The sequence below is a fragment of the Streptomyces tauricus genome (genome assembly GCF_014650955.1).
Classification (GTDB): domain Bacteria; phylum Actinomycetota; class Actinomycetes; order Streptomycetales; family Streptomycetaceae; genus Streptomyces; species Streptomyces tauricus.
Genome location: NZ_BMVY01000014.1, coordinates 22,832 through 44,225 on the forward strand (window position 1 = coordinate 22,832; position 21,394 = coordinate 44,225).

Below are 21,394 nucleotides of genomic sequence, written 5' to 3' on the forward strand. Positions count from 1 at the left end.
CCGCCGGTTCCGGAGGGAGTTCCCCGTCGGAGTAGGATGATCGGACCCTCCGACGGGGTGAGTCAGAGCTGAGGAGATGCGTGCCCGTGCCTGCCCGACGGCTTCCCTCGTGGGCCTGGGTCACCGGTCTGACCGCGGCCGCTCTCGTGCTGGTGGCCGTCCTGGCCGTCAAGGCCGGGGACGGGCCCCAGCCCACCGCCTCGGCGAGCGACAAGCCGAGCCCCTCGGCCAGCGCCAAGCCCTCCGCCTCGCCCGACGAGTCCGCGCCGGTCGCCGTACCGGACGGCTCCGGCACGGGACGGCGGATCGTCTACTCCCTCGGCCAGAAGCGGGTGTGGCTGGTCGACGCGAGCGACGCGCCCCGGCGCACCTTCACGGTGTGGCAGGGCACGGTGAGCCCGGACCCCGGCACGTACACGGTCGGCACCCGACGGGAGGCCGCGACCGGCAGCGACGGCGTGGAGATCGAGAACATCGTCTACTTCGCCGTGGCGTCCGGCGTCAACGTCGCCTTCTCCAACGCCCTCGACGGTTCCTCCCCGCCGCCGCCCGCCTCGGGTGCGACGACGGGCGGGGTCCGGATGAAGGCGGCCGACGGGGACGCGGTGTGGAAGTTCGGCACGGCGGGGACGACGGTCGCGGTCGTCAAGTAGCAGGTGTGACGGCGCGAGCCGGTGCTCAGCCCGGTTCGGCGTCGGTCCACGCGTGCAGCTTGTCCGGGTTGACCACGAGCCACAGATCACTGACCCGGCCCGCGCGGACACCCAGGCCCACGACGGCGACGGTCGCCCCGGCGATCCGGACCGCGACCCCCGGGGAGCCGTTGACGTCGTCCTCCACGACCTCCAGCCCGGGCTCCTTGCGCAGGAGACCGAGCAGGAACCGGGCCACCTTGTCCGGGCCGACGACCGGCCGCAGGGCCGCGCGGACCCGGCCGCCGCCGTCGCTGCGCGCCTCGACCGACGGGTCCAGCAGGGCGACCAGCGCGTCGAGATCGCCGGTCCCGCACGCGTCGAGGAACGCGGACACGACCCGCCGGTGCTCCGTCGTCGTACCACCGACGGGCCGCCGCTCGGCGAGCCGCCGCCGGGCCGAGGAGGCGAGCTGGCGGCAGGCCGCGGGGGAGCGGCCGACCGTCTCGGCGATCTCGGCGAACGGCACCCCGAACACGTCGTGCAGGACGAAAGCCACGCGCTCCGCGGGGGTGACCGAGTCCAGCACCACGAGCATGCCCATGCTCACCGACTCGTCGAGCGTGACGCGGTCCGCGGGATCGCTGCCGCCCCCGCCCTCCTCGCCGCCCGCGCTGGTCCAGGTGGTGGCGCCGCCCCTGACGGGCTCGGGCAGCCACTCACCGGTGTACCGCTCACGGCGGACGCGCGCCGAGGCCAGCTGGTCGAGGCAGATCCGTGAGGCGACCCGGGTCAGCCAGGCCAGCGGCGCGACGATCGCCTCCTGCTCGGCCTCGGACAGGGCGTACCAGCGGGCGTACGTCTCCTGGACGACGTCCTCGGCGTCCTGCACGGAGCCGAGCATGCGGTAGCCGAGCCCGAGCAGCCGCCGCCGCTCGGCCATGAGGGACCCGAGGCCAAGATCGCCACCGCTCACTCGCCCCGTACCTCCTTCCGCCCCTGTCCGGCGTTCTCGGCCAGCCACTCGTCGAAGGTCTGGGTGCCACGGGGTCCGGCGGACCCGGTCGGCAGGTTGCCCCCTTCGACCATGGCAGTACCGGCCCGGCCGGGCATCTTCACCGGCAGCAGCAGCCGGCGCTGCCCGCGGGCCCGCAGCAGCCGCCGTGTCATGTCGACGAGGTCCTCGACCCGGGGCCCGGCCAGTTCGGGCGCCATGCCCTGCGGCGGCCCGAGGACGAGTTCCACGAGGTGCCGGGCGACCTCACGGGCCGCCACCGGCTGCGTCCGCATCCGGGGAACCACGGCGAGCGGCCCGGGGACCCGGTCGAGCACCTGGAGCGGGAACTCATGGAACTGCGTGGCCCGCAGCACGGTCCACGGAACGCCCCCGGCCCCGTCCTTCGTGAGGAGTTCCTCCTGCCGCAGTTTCCCCTGGTAGTAGCCGAGGCCGACGCGTTCGAGCCCGACGATCGACAGGACGACGTGGTGCCGTACGCCGACCCGCGAGCCGGTGTCCAGCAGCCGGCGCCCGGCGCTCTCGAAGAACGCGATCGCCGTCCTGGCACGGGTGGTCTCCAGATTGCTGACGTCGACGACCGCCTCGGCCCCCGCCATGGCGGTGTCCAGCCCCGTACCGGTCACGAGGTCGACACCCCTGGACCTGGCCAGCACCACCGGCTCGTGCCCGGCCGCTGTCAGCTCCCGGACGACGTGACCGCCGACGAGCCCGGTCCCGCCGGCTACCGCGACGCGCATGACGGATCTCCCTTGACCGGTACGAGGAGTACGGCCGACGCCAGGACCAGGGCCGTCAGCACGACGACGTTGAGGACCTGGTCACGCGTGCCGTACATGCCCAGATGCTGCATGTGGTAGCCGAGGTGCAGCACGTTGAAGACGAGCCACACCGCTCCGGTCGTCTGCACGAGCCGGTTGTTCCGCACGGAACGCAGCGCGATGGCCGTGAGCACGGCCAGCGCGAGGAACATGGCCCCGGCGTCCTTGGCGAGGTGTTCGTTGTAGGGGCCCAGCTGGGGCAGCCAGCTCATCCCGAACCCGGGAAAGGTGGCGTGCCACGCCTTCGGCGCGAAGTAGGCCCAGCCCCCGGTGTACAGCGCGGTCACGCCCAGGAAGCCGAGGGTGGCGTACCGGATTCTCGTGTTCATGCCTGTATGACGAGACGGCCCCGGAAAGTGTGAGGCGGTTCGGTGCGACCTGGCCGCTCAGGGCTTTTGATCACGGGGGGTGTCGGTCAGGGCGATGTGGGCGGTGACGCGTTTGCCCGTCGGTTCGAGGCGGACGTAGAAGTCCTCGGCGACGGCCGCGACGATCTCCAGGCCGTGCCGGCCGATGCGCTGCGGGTCGGAGGCATGGATGGTGGGCCGCACCGGGACGCTGTCCTGCACGGTCACCTCCACCGTGGAGTCCGCGATGCGCAGCTCCATCAGCGCCGGGCCCGGGGCGTGTCTGCGGGCGTTGGTGACCAGTTCGCTCACCACCAGCTGGGTGAGGCCCAGGGCGTGGGCGGAGACGGCCACCCGCTGCTCGGCGCCGGCGCGGGTGAGGAAGTCGGCCGCGAGACGGCGTGCCGCGGCGATGCACGAGGTGTCACCGCTCAGCGTCATGACCGTGGAGACGACGTGCGCGCCCGGCCCGCTCTCACCGTCGACTGACTCCACGACTTCGGCCCGCCTTCGCGTTCGCCCGTCCCGGCCCGGTTCCTGACACGGTCCGTTGCTACGACTCTGGCAGCACGGGGCCGACCGGTCGAGACGGCACGTCGACACCTCGCTCACCAACTCCTGGCCCACCGGCGCCGAGTTGATCCACACTGGGAGCAGCAGGAGACCCGGCGTGGCGAGGAGGCGGACCGGTGGCGCAGGCAGGGCCGTCGTGGCACGAGCTGATCCAGCAGGGCAACCGCGCCGGATTCGTGGGACGGGACGCCGAACGGGCCGCGTTCCTGGCGAACTTCGACCTCCCCGTGGGAGACGCCCGGCAGCGCTTCCGCTTCCATGTGCACGGCACCGCGGGCGTCGGAAAGACCTTCCTGCTCCAGGAGCTGCGGCAACTGGCCCGCGAACGCGGCGCGCTGACCGCGTACGTCGACGAGCGGGCCGGCAGCGTGCCGGAGGCGATGGCCGAGGTGTGCCACCAGTTCGCCGGCCAGGGGCGGCGGCTGAAGGACCTGGAGCGGCGGCTCGCCGTGTACCGGGAGCGGCGCCACGAGGCGGAGGCCGCCGCCCTCGCCGCCCTCACACCGGAACAGCCGCCGCAGCCGCAGCCGGCGTCCGCCGGGAGCAGGACCGCCGTCGGGCTCGGCCTCGCAGCCGTGGAGGCCGCCGTACCGGGCGCCGGCCTCATCACGGGCGCCCTGCCCGCCGACCTGCTCGCCCAGGGCGCGGACCGCCTGCGCACCGGCCTGAGCGCCCGCTTCCGCAACCCCGACGACATCGACCTGGTCATGACCCCGGAGAAGGTACTCACCCCGGTCCTGCTCCGCGAACTGCGCGCGGTCGCCACCGCCACCCGCTGGATCGTCCTGTTCCTCGACACCTACGAACGGACCGGCCCGTTCCTCGACCCGTGGCTGTACGACCTGGTCACGCGCCACGAGGCGGACGGCGGACTGCCCGCCACCGTCCTGGTGGTCACCGCGGGACAGCGCCCCCTGGACACCGCCCGCTGGAGCGGCACGGGCTCCGTGGCCGACGTGGCGCTGGCACCGTTCACCGAGTCCGAGTCACGCGTGCTCCTCGCCGGGAAGGGCGTCGTTGCCGAACCGGTCGTCAAGGAGGTGCTGCGCCTCACCGGCGGCCTGCCTGTCCTCGTGTCGACGCTCGCGGAGACCCGCCCCGGCGCCCCGGACGACGTGGACGACCCGAGCGCCGGCGCCGTCAAACGCTTCCTGCAGTGGGAGACCGACGACACCCGCCGCCAGGTGGCCCGCGTCTGCGCGCTGCCCCGGCACCTGGACGCGGACGTCTTCCGCGCCCTAGTGGACCTCCCGGACGGCGGCACGGGTGGCGGCACGGACGTGCCGGGCGGGCTGGACGAACTGTACGACTGGCTGACCGGGCTGCCGTTCGTCGGCGAACGCGGGTCCCGCGTGCGCTACCACGACGTCGTACGGGCCCCGATGCTGCGCCTGGAGCGACGCCGCTCCCGGCGGGAGTGGGCGGCCCGCCACCGACGTCTCGCGGAGACGTTCGCCCGCTGGCGGACCGAGGCCGAGGCCGGCCGGGAGACCGAGAACCTGTGGGCCGACGAGGAGTGGCGCGAGCTGCGCCTCGAAGAGACCTACCACCTGCTCTGCGCGCGCCCGCCCGCCGCGCTCGGCCCGGCGCTGCGGGCACTCGTCGAGGCCTGCCGCGAGGACGCCGTCCTGGGCCGGGGCTGGGCGCGGATGCTGGAGGAGGCGGGCCACGACACGGACGACACCGACCTCGCCGACCGGGGCGCGCGGCTGGGCGCGGCGCTCGACGACGACACGGCCGGGATCGCCGGCGCGATGGCCCTGCTGCTGGCCCGCCCCGGCCCTGACACGGCGGGCCGGGCTCTCGCGCACACCCTGCGGGGCCGGGAGCTGCGCTACGCCGGCGAGTACCGCCAGGCCCTCGCGGAGTACGGCCGGGCCCTGGAGCTGGATCCCGGGCTCGCCTGGGCCCACTACGGCCTCGGCTACACCCACCAGCGGCTGGACGACTTCCCGGCGGCACTGGCCGCACTCGACCGCGCGGACGAACTGGCACCCGGCACCGGGTGGATCCTCGCCGGACGCGCGGAGACCTACCGGGTCGCGGGCCGCTTCGAGGAAGCCGTCGCCGACTTCGACCGCGCAGTCGCCCTCGCCCCGGCCGACGCCGAGCCGCTGACCGGCCGGGCCGTGTGCCGGCACGCACTCGGACGGTACGACGAGGCGCTCGCCGACTTCGACCGGGCGCTCGGCATCGAGCCGGACAACGCCTGGGCGCTGGTGCGCAGGGCCCGCCTGCGCCGCACCAGGGGCGAACCGGACGAGGAGTTCGCCGACTTCGACCGGGCGGTCCGCGCCGCACCCGACGCGGCCTGGGTCGCCTCGGAACGGGGGGACGCCTACCGGCTCGCCGGCCGCCCCGAGGAGGCCGTCGCCGAACTGACCCGCGCGCTCGCCCTCAGACCCGACTACGCCTCCGCCCTGGCGAGCCGCGGCGCGGCCCTGAGCGAGCTGGGCCGCTACGAGGAGAGCCTGGCCGACTTCGGCCGCTCCGTCGAGCTGCGGCCCGACTACGCGTGGGCGCTGGTGATGTCGGCCCGCGTGAAGGACACGCTCGGCGACCGGCCGGCCATGTTCGCGTACCTGGAGCGAGCCGTCGACACGGCCCCGGACATCGACTGGATCAGCTACGAACTGGCCACGGAGTACCGCGAGGAGGGCCGGTACGAGGAGGCGGTCGCGGTCTTCCGCCGCCTACTGGACGGGAGCCCGGACGACGAGACCGCCCAGGCCTGCCTGGCCGGACTGGGCGGCATCCACCTCCTCAGGAGGCAGTACGAGGACGCCCTCCATGATCTCTCCCGCGCCGTGACACTGGGCCCGGACGACAGCGAGGCGTACGCCCTGCGCGCCCGGGTCTGCGTGGCGACCGGCCGGACCGAGCGCGCCCTCGCCGACCTGGACCGCTGCGCCGCGCTTGCCCCCGCGTCGCAGGCGGCGTGGGCGCGCCGCGCGGCGATCGAACTGCTGACGCAGTGCGACCGCTGGGACGAGGCGGCGGTCCGGCTGGCCGCGGCGGACGCCTCGGACGACCTGGACGACCTGCGCTGCGAGGTGCACCGCCACAACGGGCAGTGGCTGCAGGCACGCCTGATGGCCGAACGGGTCCGCGCGAAGGAGCCGGTCCCCGGCACCTTCGAACTGGCGATGACCGTGAGCCAGTCGGAAGGGCTGTCGGCGGCGGAACCGCTCTGGCGGGAACTGGCGGCCCTGGTGCGCTCCGACACCGAACTGACCGAGCCGGAACGCACCCAGGCCCGCTGTTTCCTCGGCTGCGCCCTGTCCGACTGGCCCGCCGCCCAAGAGGGCCTGGCCGACTTCCTGGCCACACCCCCCGACTGGGACGACCTGGCCAACCTGACCCAGATCCTCAAAGACCTCAGTGAGGCCCCCGAGGCCGACGAACCCCGGATAACCCCCCTGCTGGCCCAGGCAGCAGGAGCCCGCAGCGCCCTGGAGTCCCACCACACCCCTCCGGGGAGCGACTCCTAGACCTCCCCGCCCCTCACCTCCCGATCCACGGGCAGGTGGATGACGATCAGCACGACCGCGCTCAGCAAGAACACCCGCATCGCCGCGTCCAACCCGTTCCAGTCCTCCGACTGCCACATCGCGAACCACTCGCCACCGATGGCGATGAACCCCGCCCCGAAGAGCAGCATCAACATCAACAGCCCCGCCGTGGACGTGCGCCGCGCACGCACCACATCCCGCCGCACCCACTGGTACGTGCCCAGGATCAGGACGAGCGCGGCCACCGTCTCCCACACGATGATCGCGACGTACGCGGCGTCCTGGAGTCCCTTCGACTCGACGGCCCGCCACATCAGGTCGTCGTCCTTGAACGTGGTGTCCATGGCCAGGACATGCTGGACGAACTGCTGGTTGGTGCCGAAGTCGGTGATGTTCCCGAACGCCACGAGCGTGATGTAGAGCGCGACCGTGCCGGTCAGCAGGGTCGCGGTGATCGGTAACGCACGTGCTGCGGACATGCTCAAGTCCCCTCGTTGTCAGGTGTGTTGCCCGAGCAACACCTGACACCATCCCTGCCACGCGAACCACCGAATATCCGCCTCACCGCAACCGGTCGACGTACCGGTCCGTCCCCGGCACCGTCGGGACGAAGGGCGCCACCAACTCCACCCGTCCGAGACCCGTCTCGGCGACCGGCGCCTCCAGCCCGGTGAAGCACTCCTCCCAGCACTCCCGCGGATCCGCCTCCAGGAACCACAGCAGCGTCAGCCGGGTGTCGACACCCTCGACCTGCTTCACGTACGTCATACGGTCGCCGGGCAGCGGCGTCGGCCGGAAGACCGTGACCATGGCGGCGGGCGATCCGGCGAGCACCTTCGGCAGGTGCCGCGACCGCAGCCACTCCAGCAACTCGGCCCGCCCGGAGGCGGACTCGGCGTCGACGACCTGGAGGACGAGCCCCGCGTACGGATGGTCCAGCGCGTGGAAGTCGCGCGGCCCGGCGGCCCCGTCCCGGTACACCGTCGCCTCGTGGTCCTGGAACGCGGTGAAGACGTGCGTGCGGTCCTGGTAGACCCGGCCGTCCCTGTTCAGCCGCTTGTTGATGCCCACGGTCCACTTCATGTGGTCGTCGTGGCGCCCGTCCGTGACCCAGTACGTGGAGAGGTAGCAGCCGGCGGTCACCGGCTGCGCGACGGCCGACTTCTCCGGCCGGCGCAGCAACTGGAGATCGCGGGTGGCCACCCAGCGCCGCCCCGCGTACATCCAGGGCATCGCCATCGCACCCGCGTAGTAGTGGTCGTCCTCGTACCAGCGGTTGTACGCGTACTCGTGGCCCGGATGCGGCTCCACCATCGTGATCAGGGCATGGCCGGGACGCACTCCGTACGGGCCGACGGCGGCCAGTTCCGCGTACACCTCGCTGCGGGTGTCGACAGCCGGGTCGTCGGGCATGGCGCTCCCCTTCCCCTCTTCCTTCCTCCTGCGGACGCCCCTACTCTGACGGACCGTCAGATCAACCGCCAGAGCCGGGAGGGCCGCAATGTCACTGCTCCAGGGCAGGACCGTCGTCGTGTCGGGGGTCGGCGCCGGACTCGGTCACCAGGTCGCGGCGGCCGTCGTACGGGACGGCGGGAACGCCGTGCTCGGGGCGCGCACCGAGGCGAACCTCGCCAAGGCCGCCGCCGAACTCGACCCGGACGGCGCCCACACGGCGTACCGGGCCACGGACATCACCGACGAGGGCCAGTGCGAGGCGCTCGCGGCGCTGGCCCGCGAACGGTTCGGGCGGCTCGACGCGGTCGTCCACGTGGCCGCCTGGGACAGCTACTTCGGCGGCCTCCAGGACGCGGACTTCACCACCTGGCAGGCCGTCCTCGACGTGAACCTGCTCGGCACGCTGCGGATGACCCGCGCCTGTCTGCCCGCGCTGAAGGAGCGCGGCGGATCCGTGGTCGTCATCGGCACGCAGTCGTCCGTCGCCGCCCCCTCCCAGGTGCGCCAGGCGGCGTACGCGGCCTCGAAGGGCGCGCTGACCAGCGCGATGTACTCGCTGGCACGGGAGCTGGGCCCGGACCGGATCCGGGTGAACACCGTGCTGCCGGGCTGGATGTGGGGCCCGCCGGTGGAGGCGTACGTGCAGTTCACGGCGTACACCGAGGGCGTACCGGAGGCCGAGGTGCTGGAGCGGCTGACCTCGCGGATGGCGCTGCCCGAGCTGGCCACGGACAAGGACGTGGCGGACGCCGTGGTGTTTCTGGCCTCGGACCGGGCGCGGGCGATCACGGGACAGTCGTTGCTGGTCAACGCGGGGGAGTTGATGCGATAGCGGCCACATGTCCCGTTCGGGGACCGGGACGAAAATGTTCATGGGTATGAACCCAGGTCAGTAAGCAGAACTATTTTACCTCGCCTTGACTGTACGGGCTGTTGTCGCAGTCATGCCATCGAACCCACGATGAGCACGCGCTTCACGACCCTGACGATCCTGGGAGAGGGCATATGAACGGTCTCGACTGGGCCGTGCTCATCGGCTACTTCGGCGTGATGGTCGCGATCGGTGTCTGGTCCCACAAACGGGTCGACAACGTCAGCGACTTCTTCACGGCCGGCGGCAAGATGCCGTGGTGGCTGTCGGGCATCTCGCACCACATGTCCGGCTACAGCGCGGTCATGTTCACCGGGTACGCGGCCATCGCCTACACGTACGGCGTCACTTCCTATGTCACCTGGTCCTTCCCGATCGCCATCGGCATCGCGATCGGCGCGAAGGTGTTCGCGCCCCGGCTCAACCGGGTGCGCTCACGACTGCACGTGTCCTCGCCCCTGGAATACCTGAAGAACCGCTACAACCTGCCCACCCAGCAGGCGCTCGCCTGGTCCGGCGTCCTGCTGAAGATCGTGGACGTGGGCGCCAAGTGGGCCGCCATCGCGACCCTGCTCTCCGTCTTCACCGGTGTCTCGCTCAACACGGGCATCATGATCACCGGGGCGGTGACCGCGGTCTACTGCACGGTCGGCGGACTCTGGGCGGACGCGCTGACCGAACTCGGCCAGTTCATCATCCAGTTCGTCGCCGGCATCGCGATGCTCGTCGCCGTCATGGCCGAACTGAACGGCTTCAGCACCCTGTGGAGCGTCTGGGACGAGCCCGCGCTCGACGGGCACACCAAGCCGCTGGCCGGCCCGTACATGATGGTCTTCCTGATCGCGTACCTGTTCATCAAGACCTTCGAGTACAACGGCGGCATGTGGAACCAGGCCCAGCGCTACATGGCCACGGACTCCGCGAAGTCCGCCACGCGCTCGGGCATCCTGTCCGCCTCGCTCTGGCTGATCTGGCCGCTGGTGCTGTTCTTCCCCATGTGGGTCGCGCCGCTGATCATCAAGACCGACGTGCCGGCCGATTCGTACGCGCTGATGGCCGAACACCTGCTGCCGCACGGGCTGCTGGGACTGGTCATCGTCGGGTTCTTCTCCCACACGATGGCGATGTGCTCCTCGGACGCCAACGCCATCGCGGCCGTCGTCACCCGCGACATCATGCCCGCGGTCTCCCGCAAGGCACGCGAGTGGGACACCCGGATGGGGCTGCTGGCCGCGCGCTGGGCCACGCTGCTCTTCCTCGGCCTGTCGATGGCCATCGCGACCCAGGTCAACTCCGCCTTCTTCGGCGACATCATCACCGTCGTCATCAAGTGGGTGGCCGGTCTGATGGGCCCGATCGCGATCCCGCTGATGCTCGGCCTGCTCCCGTGGTTCCGCAAGAGCGGTCCGACGGCCGCGCTGATCAGCTGGGCCGTCGGCCTCGTCACCTTCTGGCTGGTCAACTACCCGATCAGCTGGAACGTCGACGGAGGCGTCCCGCTCCAGTACCAGGTCTCGATCCCGCTCGCGGTCTCCCTCGTCCTCTACATCCTCATCGGCTACGTGAAGCCCGAGGACACCCCGGAGCGGGACGCGCTCATCGCGAAGATCAACAGCGATGACGGGGGATCCGCCGCCGCGGCGATCCCGACCCCGGCCGGACCGGCGGACGACGTGGTGGGCGCGCCGGGCAGGGACTGACACCGAACCGCGCGAACGACTCGCGAACGACTCGTACGTGCAGCCCGTACGTACGAGGTGAGGGTGGCCGCTTCCTGACGAGCGGCCACCCTCACTCGTTCGCGGCGATGGCGCGGCGGGCCTCGCCCTTGTGCGGCACCCCGGCGGGTCAGTCCCGGCGGGGGGTCAGCCGCGGGCGGTCAGGCCGGCCGGGACCGGTGTGGCGCCCGTGCCGGAGAGGGCCGCGTAGCCGCGGGGGTAGCGGGCCAGCCAGCCCGGGGAGGAGCCCGCGGGGCCGTGCAGGGCCGGACCCTGGGTCATCTCCATCGCGAAGTCGTCGGCGAGGACGAGCATGGTGGGGCGCCCCTCCAGCTCGGCCAGCCAGGACGGCGGCAGGGCCGTCTCGCCGTGCAGGGCGCCGAGCAGCGCCCCGGTGAGGGCCCCGGTGGCACCCGAGGCGCCGCCGTGGTTCACCGACAGACACAGCCCGTGCCGGGTGTCCTCGCCGACCAGGGCGCAGTACACGGCCACCGAGAGCAGCCCCTCGGCCGTGCCCTCCCCGGCCAGATCCTCGATCCGGGACGGCGACGGCATGCCCTGCCGTACGGCCCCCAGCGCCCGCTGCAGCGCCTCGGCCACCGGCTGCTGCCCCGGGCGCGGTGCCAGCAGCTGCAGCGCCCGCTGGACGGCCGTGTCGAGGCTCTCCCCGCGCGCGAGACCGTGCACGACGACGGCGTACGCCCCCGCCGACAGGTAGGAGAGCGGGTGGCCGTGCGTCTGCGCCGCGCACTCCACCGCGAGCTGCATCACGAGCTGCGGCTCCCACCCGACGAGCAGTCCGAAGGGCGCGGAGCGGGTCGCGGCCTCGACGCCCCGCTGATCGGGGTTCTTGGGCGCGTCCAGGGTGCCCATCGTCTCGTCGCCGAGGCCCAGCAGACAGGCACGCGCGGGATCACGGCGCGCGTACAGCCACTCCTCGCGGGCCAGCCACCCGTCCTCCTTGCGCCGCTCGTCCGGCCCCCAGTCGCGCTGGGTGGCGGCCCACCGCAGATACGCCCGGTGCAGATCAGTCGGCGGATGCCAGGCACCGGTGTCCCGGCGGACCTGGGCCCTTATCAGCCCGTCGATCGAGAACAGGGTCAGCTGGGTGAGATGGGAGACGGCCCCGCGTCTGCCGTACCCGTGGGCCAGATCGGTGAGCCCCTCCGCGCCGTGCGCCGCGCGGATCTGCTCCATCGAGAGGTCGCCGACGGGCGAGCCGAGCGTGTCGCCCACGGCCGCGCCGAGGAGCGTGCCTCGCACCCGGCTGCGGAAATCCTGCTGTTCGGCACGGCCCCAGACGGCACCGGCTGTCGCACCCACCGAGGCCTCCCGAGATCCCGATCCGATTCCGCCCTACGGCCGACAAGTCAGCACTGTAATCGAACGGGAACGGTCGGTTGAGAGCCGGATCGGTATGCGAACAGTGGGACGACTGAGCGTGTTTGTCAGCGATCGGTATGCATTTCCGTCGGCGGGCCGACACGCGGCCACCGGGAAATGAAGATCCACAGGAATGACGACGACTTTCATACGCAATACCTGCGCAGCATGCGCACAATTGCGGGAGGATCTTCGAGGCGGGGTGCGGACAGGGTCGAGCCCCCTCGGCCAGGACGGCGGGCCAGTCGAGAGGGCTCTTTCACGTTGCGTATGCAGTTGTCGTCGAAGGTGTCTCTTCGGGCGCGGACGTGCTGTGCGAGGCCTCCGTCGTGGTCAGACGGTGCCCCGGCTCACTTCTGCCACGAACGCGTTCCAGGACTCCGCCGGGAAGGCCAGCGCGGGCCCTTCGGTGACCTTCGAGTCGCGGACGGCCATCGCCGCCGTGACGGGGGACTTGACCTCGACGCACGCGCCGTTTCCCTGAGAGTACGAGGACTTCGTCCACGTGTCCGTGACGCCTTGCTTGATTGCCATGTTCACTCCGGTGGCCGGTTGCTGAGTAGCTGTCACCGAGTTGCGGGTTCCATCCGGTACCCACGGTTCGGATTGCGCCAAGGTTGTTCCCCCTTGGCGTGATCGACGCTACTCGCCAACATCGGCGTACGAAGCGACTATTCACTCGACCGGGTGACATATGCCAGCGGAGTCTTCCGCCGGGATAGGAGGAGGGTGTATCTTTCCGCCGCTCTCCGGCCTACCTCAGTGCGCGTAGTCCTTCGCGACGTCCGCGATGAACTCCCGCGACTGGTCCGCGTTGAGCGCCTGCGCCCGCAGATGCTCGTACATGACGCTGTATTTCTGGACGTCGTTCGCCTTCTCCAGGTACAGATCGCTGGTGACGCCCTCGATGTAGACCACGCTGGAGTCGGCCGCGTCGGGGAATTCGAGGATGGCGTACTGGCCGCTGACCCCCGGATGGGCGCCCATCGCGAACGGGATGACCTGAACCGTCACGTGCGGCACGTGCGACATTTCGACGAGATGCTCCAACTGCTCGATCATCACCTGCTTGTTGCCGACGGTCCTGCGCAGCGCCGCCTCGTCGAGGACGGCCCACAGCCGCAGCGGGTTCTCCAGGTCGGAGATACGTTCCTGTCGGCGCAGCCGCACCTGGACGCGCTTGTCGATGTCGCCGGCCGCCGCCTCCGGCAGCGCGCCCTGGATCAGCGCCTCGGCGTACGGCCGGGTCTGCAGCAGACCCGGCACGACCAGCGGGTCGTACACGCGCAGGCTCGCCGCGTCGGTCTCCAGACCGATGTAGACGCTGTACGGGATGTCGCCGAAGGAGTGCCACCAGCCCTGCTGGCGCGAGTCCTTGGCCATCTGCATCAACGAGTCGACGATCCGGACGTCCTCGACCTCGTACACCCCGCACAGATCACGGACATCACGCTGGCTGATGCTGCGCCGCCCGTTCTCCAGGCGGCTGATCTTCGACTGCGAGACGAGCAGCCGCTCGGCCACTTCTTCGGCCGTCATGCCCTTGAGCTCCCGGAGCCTTCGCAGCTCCTGGCCCAACCGGCGTCGCCTGACGGTGGGATTGACGTTGGACGCCACGGGACGTGCACCTCCGGCTGCGGACTGCCTGTACTTTGCGTATCTGCTGTTGAGCAGATTGCCACCAAGGTGCTTGCTACCGCTGGGAAACAGCGGATATGCAGTGCGTACGCGCCACTTGTCGCCACCTTGCGCCACCTGCCGCCACCTGGCGTCCGATAGGGCGACAAGCGACCATGGACGGACGCATCAAGGGACAGGCGATCAGGGGGACATGCGGACGCGCGGGGCGGCGGGCCGTGTCGTCGTCCGGACGTACGGCCCGTCGCCCCGCGCGGCCCAGCGGCTCCCGAACCGGGTCTTGGGGACTGCGGTGCGGCGCTGACGTGCGTGACGCGCGAGGCGTGGTGCACGGTGGGTGCTGCGGATACAGCGAGTACAGCGAATACAGCTATGACGAATACAGCGGTTACGAGTACGGCGGATACAGCGGTACTTCGGGGACTGCGGTCGTGCGGTGCTGCGGTGCCGCGATCGCGTTTCGGTGGGTATGTGCCGTGGACCTGCGGCTCAGTGGGCCACGGCGCGTGCCATCGAACTGCGGTGCGGCTGCATCGGGACGCCCCTCGCGGGCTCCGGTGCGGGCCTGGCTCCCGGGGCGGCCTGACGGCCGGTCGGTGCCGGGCTGCGGCGTGGCTGTGCGGCCACTCCGTTCTGGACGTCCATCACGGCGTGCGCCACGAGTCCGCCCATGGGGTCGTGCCTGATCAGGTCCCGGAGTCGGGAGCGCGACGAGCGCCCTTCGTTCCCTGGGTAGAGGTGCTTGCCCAGGCCGACGGCATGCGCCAGCGCGGCCAGTGCGGCGGTCCGCGGGTCCGGCGGGACGCCGGTGCGGATCGCGCTGTCCAGCCGGGCCCTGATCTCCCGGCTGATCTCCGTGTCCGTCGCTTGGTAGCGAGTCGTCGGAAGCACCCCGCACATCTGGCCCGCCACGGCATGAACCATGCCGCATCGCTCCAGATGCGAGAGATATGTCTGGCGCAACCCCAGTCGGGGCCCGCCGATCCAGTTCACAGCGCGTACTGGAGCACCCCGCCTGCGGAGTAGTTCCAGCGCACAGTCCAAGGTCGGATCTCCGGTCGGCCGTGGTGCCACCACGGCGATACGATCCCCGTCTGGGGCTATCCGTCCGGCCAGCGCCAGCTCCACTAGCTGTGCTCCGGCCAGACCGAGGTCGAGCGACTGCGGCTGTGCGGTGGTACCCGTGGTCGGGTCCAACGCCAGCAGCAGAAGCTCCTCCGGAAGTGTTCTGCGGCTCCTGCCCATCCATGCCTCCCCGCGTGGATGAATGACAGGGTGACCCCTCTCACATTGGTCTGTCGAGAGCACGTGACCGGTTCGTAGTGGAACCAGTAGATATGTCGTTCTCGTCTACCGCAGGGGTCAATCCCTCACACAGGACACTGGTAGATGGTTCGGACACGAGTGTCCGGGCCGCGTGTGCACTGTTTAACGGGTTCATGGTTCGGTTGGGCGCACGGTGTGTGGCGCACGGAGGAGGCATCGGTGGCGGGCGAGTCCCCCGACAGGTCGAAGCAGCACGAGTCGTCGGCAGAACCGACGTCGGGGAGCAAGGTTCCGGTTCCGGATCCGCGGCTGGCGGTCGCACGGGAGGCCGTGACGGCGGCTGCCCGGGTGGACACGGCCACCGCGGTGTTCTCGACGAAGCGCTCCGCGGAGGCGGCGGGTTCCGCGGGTCCCGAGGGCACGGAGGAGAAGGCGGTGCCGGCTGCCGGGAGTTCCCAGGGGAGTGACGGTTCTGCGGAGCCGGAGAGTCCTGCCGAGGGGGCCGGGAAGGGCACCGGAGGCGGTGACGCGCGACTCCGGTCCGCCGTGGCGGCCTGGGTCGCCACAGCGGACGAGGAGGCGCCTGAGGGCGCTCCTGCGGGCGCGGAGGCGGGTTCGGCTGCGCCGGGCGCGGGGGAGGGCGGGGGGCGGCGTGAGGACGACGCCGACGCCCACGCCGATGCGGACGCCGACGCCGGCGGTGTGGAGCCGGGGGTGTCGGGCTCGGGTTCGGGTTCGGCCGGGGACGACCCGGACGCCGGTTCCGGGGCGTCGGACTCGGGTACGGCCACTGGTGCCGACTCCGACTCCGACTCCGACTCCGACTCCGGCTCAGGCGAAGCGGGCTCGGGTGCCGGTACGGACCCGGACTCCGAGCCGGAGGATTCCGTGGCCGACGAGGCACCGGCCGCGTCGAAGAGCGAGGCCGAGAGCGGGGCCAAGGCCGAGGCGAAGGGTGGGTCGGCGGGTGCCGCTCCGGCGGACGCACCGGCTGAGCGCGCTGTTCCGCGGGCCGACGCCGCCTCGGACGCCGACGTTCCGCCCAAGGGCGGGGCCTCTGCCTCCGGCAGGAGCGCGGGGGCCGCCGCGGGCGGCGGAGACGTCGCTGACGCGAAGGTCGACGGGAACGCCGCTGGCGACGAAAGCGTCGCCGACGCGCAGGGCGGGGCCAAGGCCGACGCCAAGCGCAAGGTGGACGCCCCTGCGGCGAAGCCGCCCGTGGACGCGGCTCCCGCCGCTGACGCTGACGCGGACGCCGAGTCGGACCCGGACGCCGGTCCCGACGCGGACTCCGCGGCGAAGCCGGAGGCCGCTTCGAAGTCTGGCTCCGAGGCCGATTCGGGTCCCGCCGCGAAGCCGGACTCCACGCCCGGCGAGGGCGAGCCCGAGCCGCCCGTCGACCAGGCCACCGCGATCTTCAAGCGGCCCGCGGCCGTGGACCAGCCCACGACCATGCTCAAGCTGGGCGACGCCAAACCGGGCGCCAAGCCGGCCGCCGGGCCTGGCAAGGCCGCGGACTCGGACAAGGTTGTCGGGCCGGACAAGGGCGTCGGCGCGAAGGCCGATGCCAAGTCGGCCGCCGCGTCCCTGGCCGAAGCCGCGCCGAAGACCGAACCCGCGCCCAAGGACGACGAAGCCCCCGCCGAGCGCACCAGCAAGTTCGTCGCGCTCAAGCCGCTCGACGAGCCCGCCCCGCCGAAGGCGAGGCCCGCCGTCCCGCCGCCGGGACCGTCCGTCTCGCCCTCGGCCCCGCCCGCCGCCGGCGCCCCGCAGGTCGGCCCCGAGCGGACGACCCAGCAGCCCCTCCCGCCGAGGCCCCCGCTGGACCTGCTGGCGGAGCTGACGAACACCCCGCCGCCCCGCCAGACCCCGGTCCGTACCATCGTGCGCCGGGTCAAGATCTGGACGCCCCTGGTACTCCTGCTGGCCGTGGTGTTTGCAGTCGTACAGGCCGTACGTCCGCTGCCGTCCCCCACCCTCGCGCTGACCGCCGACGAGACCTACGCCTTCGAGGGCAACAAGGTCTCCCTGCCGTGGCCCGAGGAGGGCCAGGGCTGGATGGACGTCAACGGCATCGGCACGGTCGACTCGTTCGGGGACCAGAAGCCCGTCGCGATCGGCTCGGTCGCCAAGGCCATGACGGCGTACGTGATCCTCAAGGAGCACCCGCTGAAGGCCGGCGCGGACGGCGAGAAGATCGAGGTCGACGCGAAGGCGGAGAAGGAGGGCGGCTTCGACGCGCAGGGCGAGTCGACGCTCAACACCGTCAAGGAGGGCGACACCCTCACCGAGAAGGACGCCATCGCGGCCATCATGATCCCGTCCGCGAACAACATCGCGCGGCTGCTGGCGCGTTGGGACGCGGGTTCCGAGGCGAAGTTCGTCGAGAAGATGAACGCCGCCGCCAAGGACCTGGGGATGAAGAACACGAAGTACACCGACCCCTCGGGGCTGAAGGAGACCACCGTCTCCACCGCCGAGGACCAGGTGAAGCTCGGCAACGAGCTGGTGGACATCAAGGCGCTGGTGGACATCACCAAGCTGCCGAGCTGGGTGGACCCGTCCGGCAAGAAGTGGGACAACTACAACCGCCTGGTGCCGTACAACAACGCCATCGGCATCAAGACCGGCTCCACCACCAAGGCCGGCGGCAACCTGCTCTTCGCCGCCACGCAGGAGGTCGGCGGCGAGAACGTCATCGTCGTCGGCGCGATCCTCGGCCAGCACACGCCGCCGATCATCGACACGGTCAACGCGGTCAGCAAGACGGCGATGATCGCCGCCCAGGAGGCGCTGACCTCGCGGAAGATCCTGAAGAAGGGTGACGTCGTGGGGTACGTGGACGACGGGCTCGGCGGTCAGGTACCGGTCGTCGCCACCAAGGACGTCTCCGCGGTGGGCTGGGCCGGACAGACGGTCAAGCTGAAGCTGGACGAGGGCGGCACGGCCATCCCGCACGAGGCGAAGGCGGGAACCGAGGTCGGCTCGCTGAGCGTCGGGGACGGTACGACGGGCGACGCGGTCGATATTCCGGTCGCGCTGCAGTCGGACCTCACGGAACCGGGCTTCGGCGCCAAGCTGACGCGCGTGAGCTGACGGGCACGTACGCCCGCGAAGAACAGAGGAACAGAACAGAACGACCGCCCGCACCCCGCCGACGGAGCACCACCCAGGAGCTCCCCGGCGGGGTGCGTGCTAGCGTCGCCAGGATGGGGCAAGGCCGCCCGCCGCGGGGCCCGGCCGAGAGTGGAACAACGGGACACGGGAGTGCCAGCACGTGGCGACAGCGGAGCCGACGCATGCCGACGACGCCGAGCCGAGCCGAGGGGCCGGCCCGCGAATAAGCGTGCGCACACGGCACGTCGACCCCCCGGAGCCGACCCCCGACCCTGTGGAGCCCGGGTGCCCCGACGGTGCCGAGGGCCCCGACGAGGCCAAGAAGTCCGACACGGCCGGGAACCCTGACGCCGGACCGGACGACGACTCCGGCCGGAAGGACGTCTCCGGACGGGACAGCGACCCCGGACCGGCTACTGCCGCCGCGGCCGCGCAGGCTCCCACCACCGGACCGGACGCCGACTTCCACTCGGCCGCAGCCGCCGGTGCGGACGCCGACTCCCGCCCGACTCCCGCCGCCGCCCCTGCCGCAGACACCAAGCCGGTCGCCCCCGCGTCCGGCTCGCAGGGCGACACCGCCCGGAGCCGCGACGCCAAGTCGGACCCCGATGCCGGGCCGGACCCCGCCGCCGAGCCGGCCGACGGGCCCGGAGTCGGCGGCGGTGGCGGTGGACGCGGAGGTGGTGGGCGGGGACGTACCCGGCTGCGTCGCTTCGGGCGGCATCCCGCGATCCTCGCCATGGCCCTTTCCGGCGTTCTCCACATCATCTGGTTCTTCACGTTCGCGAACAGTGGCGGCGACCTCGCCGCGCAGGACGCGTGGGCGGAGTTCGTGGGGCGGAACCCCGGGTCCGCGTACAACCTGGCCTGGTACGGCGGCATGCACCCCGTGTCGTACAGCGTGGTGTCCCCGTATCTGATGGCCGTGCTCGGTGTGCGGACGACGATGATGATCGCGGGGACGCTCTCCGCGGGCCTGCTCATGCTCGTGCTGATGCGCAGCCGGGCCGTAAGGAACCCCGTCGCCGCCGCGGCCGCCGGAGTGTTCGCGCTCCTGTGCAACGCGATCTCCGGCCGCGTCACCTTCGGTCTCGGCATGGTCTTCGCGCTCGGCGCCGCCGCCGTCGTCTTCTGCTGGCCCTACCGCTGGCGCTACAAGCGCTGGGCGAAGGCCCTGTGCGCCGCCCCCCTCGCCGCGGCGGCGACCGCCGCGTCCCCGGTGGCCGGCCTCTTCGTCGGCTTCGTAGCCGTCGCCCTGTTCCTGCAGAAACGCCGCCCGGGCGCGTGGGCACTGGGCATCGCGCCCGCCGCGGTCGTGGGCGTCTCGGCCTGGATGTTCCCGTTCTCCGGTACGCAGCCGATGATGTTCGGGTCGGTCCTGCTGCCGTTCGCGTCCGCGGCCTGCGCCTTCTTCCTCGTACCCAAGGAGTGGAAGACGGTCCGGATCACCGCGGCGGTGTACGGCCTGTCCGTCGTCCTCGTCTGGCTGATCAGCTCGCAGATCGGCTCCAACATCAGCCGGCTGCCGATGCTGCTGGGCGGCGTCACGCTGATCGCCGCGCTGCCCTTCACGGCGCCGCGCTCACGCAAGTGGTACGCGATCCTGCTGGCCTTCGTGACCGTGAACGGCTGGATCGCCTTCAAGGCCGTGGACGACATCGTGCACACGACGCCCGCCGCGTCCTGGGCCCGCGAACTGGCCCCCCTCGTCAACCAGCTCCAGGAGGCCGGCGCCGAGAAGGGCCGCGTCGAGGTCGTACCGGCCCGCTCCCACCGCGAGGCGTCCGCCCTCGCCCCGTACGTCAACCTCGCCCGCGGCTGGAACCGGCAGGCGGACATGGAGCGCAACCCCCTCTTCTACGACGACACCCTCAACTCCGCGAACTACCACGAGTGGCTGCAGCGCTGGGCCGTCCACTACGTCGTCGTCCCCAAGGGCGAGCCCGACGGCGACGGCGGCGAACGCGAGCGCGAACTGGTCCAGCGCGGGATGCCGTACCTGAAGCAGGTCTGGGGCGACGCCAACTGGCAGCTCTTCGAGGTCACCGACCCGACGCCGATGGCCGACCCGCCCGCGGTCGTCGACCGTGCCGAGCAGGGGGAGCTGACCCTGGAGGTGAAGCGGGCGGGGCGGGTGCTCATCCGGATCCCGTACTCGCCGTGGCTCGGGCTCGTCGACGCGGAGGGCAAGAGCGTGAAGCCCCCGCAGGAGACCGAGGAGTCCAAGAAGCGGGAGGACGGGGAGCCGAAGTCGTACGACAACGTCAACGGCTGCCTGATGGAGACGGAAGAGGACGCGCAGGGCGACCAGTGGACGGAACTGCTGGCGCCGAGGGCCGGCACGTACCGGCTGGCGGCCCCCTACCAGCTGCCCCGGGGCACAGGATGCCCCGAGGAGCTGCGGGAAGAGGTCCGCGGCAGCGAGGGGTAGCGCGCGCCGCCGGGGCACTGAGGAGGACGAGCCCAGCCGACCGGGCCCGCACCTCAGCGGTGACGGACCGGCGCTCGCTCAGCCGATGTGGGCCTCGACCGCGGACACGACCTCGGCGGACTCCGGCTCGGTCTGCGGCGAGAAGCGCGCGACCACCGTGCCGTCCCGGCCGATCAGGAACTTCTCGAAGTTCCAGCGGATGTCGCCGGTGTGCCCCTCGCCGTCCGCGAAGCCGGTGAGCCGCTCGTAGAGGGTGTGGCGGGCGTCCCCGTTCACGTCGACCTTCTCGGTCATCGGGAAGGTCACGCCGTACGTCGCCGAGCAGAACTCCGCGATCTCCTCGGACGAGCCGGGCTCCTGGCCCATGAACTGGTTGCACGGCACCCCGAGCACGGTGAAGCCCTGCGCCGCGTACCGCTCGTGCAGCCGCTCCAGGCCCGCGTACTGCGGGGTGAGCCCGCACTTGGACGCCACGTTGACGATGAGCACGGCCTGGCCCTTGTACTGGCCGAGATCCGCGGAACCGCCCTGCAGCGCATCGATGTCGACGTCGAGAGCGGAGGCGCCGGAGGCGGCAGCGGAGGCGGAGGCGTTGTCAGTAGTCATGAGCGGATG

General features: G+C 71.6%; 17 protein-coding genes. 6 read left to right on the forward strand and 11 right to left on the reverse strand.

Features of this window, described 5'->3' with window-relative positions:
• Positions 1 to 80: 80 nt before the first annotated feature.
• On the forward strand, positions 81 to 653 hold the full coding sequence (locus tag IE278_RS21890) for a hypothetical protein (RefSeq protein WP_189774820.1): 573 nt from the start codon (positions 81 to 83) through the stop codon (positions 651 to 653).
• A 25-nt stretch (positions 654 to 678) separates the two neighbouring features.
• Here the strand turns inward: IE278_RS21890 and sigJ are convergent, their stop codons facing one another.
• Genes sigJ through IE278_RS21910 form a run of 4 tightly spaced genes read right to left on the reverse strand, consistent with a single transcriptional unit; the run spans position 679 to position 3,256 of the window.
• Positions 679 to 1,575, reverse strand: a complete 897-nt coding sequence (gene sigJ, locus IE278_RS21895; protein WP_189775059.1) for an RNA polymerase sigma factor SigJ — start codon at positions 1,573 to 1,575, stop codon at positions 679 to 681.
• 29 nt (positions 1,576 to 1,604) lie between these two features.
• A complete protein-coding gene (locus tag IE278_RS21900) occupies positions 1,605 to 2,387 on the reverse strand; it encodes an SDR family oxidoreductase (protein ID WP_189774822.1) in 783 nt (260 codons plus the stop codon).
• Complete coding sequence (locus IE278_RS21905; protein WP_189774824.1) at positions 2,372 to 2,797, reverse strand: hypothetical protein; 426 nt, start codon at positions 2,795 to 2,797, stop codon at positions 2,372 to 2,374. Before IE278_RS21905 ends, IE278_RS21900 begins: the two co-directional genes overlap by 16 nt.
• A 57-nt stretch (positions 2,798 to 2,854) precedes the next feature.
• Positions 2,855 to 3,256 carry an ATP-binding protein gene (locus tag IE278_RS21910; protein ID WP_189775060.1) on the reverse strand — a complete coding sequence of 134 codons (402 nt, stop codon included), beginning with the start codon at positions 3,254 to 3,256 and terminating at the stop codon, positions 2,855 to 2,857.
• Between the two features lie 248 nt (positions 3,257 to 3,504).
• Here IE278_RS21910 and IE278_RS21915 point away from each other — a divergent pair, with 248 nt between their 5' ends.
• Positions 3,505 to 6,879, forward strand: coding sequence for a tetratricopeptide repeat protein (locus tag IE278_RS21915; RefSeq protein ID WP_189774826.1), 3,375 nt, complete (start codon positions 3,505 to 3,507; stop codon positions 6,877 to 6,879).
• Here the strand turns inward: IE278_RS21915 and IE278_RS21920 are convergent.
• Together IE278_RS21920 and IE278_RS21925 are read right to left on the reverse strand one after the other, a co-directional pair.
• A complete protein-coding gene (locus tag IE278_RS21920) occupies positions 6,876 to 7,379 on the reverse strand; it encodes a DUF2165 domain-containing protein (RefSeq protein WP_189774828.1) in 504 nt (167 codons plus the stop codon). The genes IE278_RS21915 and IE278_RS21920 overlap by 4 nt on opposite strands.
• 82 nt (positions 7,380 to 7,461) lie before the next feature.
• On the reverse strand, positions 7,462 to 8,313 hold the full coding sequence (locus IE278_RS21925) for a hypothetical protein (protein WP_189774830.1): 852 nt from the start codon (positions 8,311 to 8,313) through the stop codon (positions 7,462 to 7,464).
• Between the two features lie 88 nt (positions 8,314 to 8,401).
• Here IE278_RS21925 and IE278_RS21930 point away from each other — a divergent pair, with 88 nt between their 5' ends.
• On the forward strand, positions 8,402 to 9,187 hold the full coding sequence (locus tag IE278_RS21930; RefSeq protein WP_189774832.1) for an SDR family oxidoreductase: 786 nt from the start codon (positions 8,402 to 8,404) through the stop codon (positions 9,185 to 9,187).
• Between the two features lie 173 nt (positions 9,188 to 9,360).
• Complete coding sequence (locus IE278_RS21935; protein WP_189774834.1) at positions 9,361 to 10,926, forward strand: sodium:solute symporter family protein; 1,566 nt, start codon at positions 9,361 to 9,363, stop codon at positions 10,924 to 10,926.
• 165 nt (positions 10,927 to 11,091) lie between these two features.
• On the opposite strand, the gene IE278_RS21940 is transcribed toward IE278_RS21935, so the two are convergent.
• The 4 genes from IE278_RS21940 to IE278_RS21955 form a co-directional block, all read right to left on the reverse strand.
• Complete coding sequence (locus tag IE278_RS21940; RefSeq protein ID WP_189774836.1) at positions 11,092 to 12,267, reverse strand: ADP-ribosylglycohydrolase family protein; 1,176 nt, start codon at positions 12,265 to 12,267, stop codon at positions 11,092 to 11,094.
• A gap of 393 nt (positions 12,268 to 12,660) precedes the next feature.
• A complete protein-coding gene (locus tag IE278_RS21945) occupies positions 12,661 to 12,861 on the reverse strand; it encodes a DUF397 domain-containing protein (RefSeq protein WP_189774838.1) in 201 nt (66 codons plus the stop codon).
• A gap of 225 nt (positions 12,862 to 13,086) precedes the next feature.
• Positions 13,087 to 13,944: a helix-turn-helix domain-containing protein gene (locus IE278_RS21950; protein WP_107015496.1), complete on the reverse strand. Its 858-nt coding sequence runs from the start codon at positions 13,942 to 13,944 to the stop codon at positions 13,087 to 13,089.
• 510 nt (positions 13,945 to 14,454) lie between these two features.
• Positions 14,455 to 15,210: a GOLPH3/VPS74 family protein gene (locus IE278_RS21955; RefSeq protein WP_107015497.1), complete on the reverse strand. Its 756-nt coding sequence runs from the start codon at positions 15,208 to 15,210 to the stop codon at positions 14,455 to 14,457.
• 240 nt (positions 15,211 to 15,450) lie between these two features.
• Here IE278_RS21955 and IE278_RS21960 point away from each other — a divergent pair, with 240 nt between their 5' ends.
• Complete coding sequence (locus IE278_RS21960; protein WP_246570508.1) at positions 15,451 to 18,327, forward strand: D-alanyl-D-alanine carboxypeptidase family protein; 2,877 nt, start codon at positions 15,451 to 15,453, stop codon at positions 18,325 to 18,327.
• A gap of 181 nt (positions 18,328 to 18,508) precedes the next feature.
• Complete coding sequence (locus IE278_RS21965) at positions 18,509 to 20,779, forward strand: DUF8823 domain-containing protein (RefSeq protein ID WP_246570510.1); 2,271 nt, start codon at positions 18,509 to 18,511, stop codon at positions 20,777 to 20,779.
• 78 nt (positions 20,780 to 20,857) lie between these two features.
• Here the strand turns inward: IE278_RS21965 and IE278_RS21970 are convergent, their stop codons facing one another.
• Positions 20,858 to 21,385: a glutathione peroxidase gene (locus IE278_RS21970; RefSeq protein ID WP_189774841.1), complete on the reverse strand. Its 528-nt coding sequence runs from the start codon at positions 21,383 to 21,385 to the stop codon at positions 20,858 to 20,860.
• Positions 21,386 to 21,394: the final 9 nt, after the last annotated feature.

What these genes read in the sequence shown, in the direction of transcription:
- sigJ (WP_189775059.1), bottom strand. Translation starts at nt 1,575, where the DNA reads ATGGCCGAGCGGCGGCGGCTGCTCGGGCTCGGCTACCGCATGCTCGGC.
- IE278_RS21900 (WP_189774822.1), bottom strand. Translation starts at nt 2,387, where the DNA reads ATGCGCGTCGCGGTAGCCGGCGGGACCGGGCTCGTCGGCGGTCACGTC.
- IE278_RS21905 (WP_189774824.1), bottom strand. Translation starts at nt 2,797, where the DNA reads ATGAACACGAGAATCCGGTACGCCACCCTCGGCTTCCTGGGCGTGACC.
- IE278_RS21910 (WP_189775060.1), bottom strand. Translation starts at nt 3,256, where the DNA reads ATGACGCTGAGCGGTGACACCTCGTGCATCGCCGCGGCACGCCGTCTC.
- IE278_RS21920 (WP_189774828.1), bottom strand. Translation starts at nt 7,379, where the DNA reads ATGTCCGCAGCACGTGCGTTACCGATCACCGCGACCCTGCTGACCGGC.
- IE278_RS21925 (WP_189774830.1), bottom strand. Translation starts at nt 8,313, where the DNA reads ATGCCCGACGACCCGGCTGTCGACACCCGCAGCGAGGTGTACGCGGAA.
- IE278_RS21930 (WP_189774832.1), top strand. Translation starts at nt 8,402, where the DNA reads ATGTCACTGCTCCAGGGCAGGACCGTCGTCGTGTCGGGGGTCGGCGCC.
- IE278_RS21935 (WP_189774834.1), top strand. Translation starts at nt 9,361, where the DNA reads ATGAACGGTCTCGACTGGGCCGTGCTCATCGGCTACTTCGGCGTGATG.
- IE278_RS21945 (WP_189774838.1), bottom strand. Translation starts at nt 12,861, where the DNA reads ATGGCAATCAAGCAAGGCGTCACGGACACGTGGACGAAGTCCTCGTAC.
- IE278_RS21955 (WP_107015497.1), bottom strand. Translation starts at nt 15,210, where the DNA reads ATGGGCAGGAGCCGCAGAACACTTCCGGAGGAGCTTCTGCTGCTGGCG.
- IE278_RS21970 (WP_189774841.1), bottom strand. Translation starts at nt 21,385, where the DNA reads ATGACTACTGACAACGCCTCCGCCTCCGCTGCCGCCTCCGGCGCCTCC.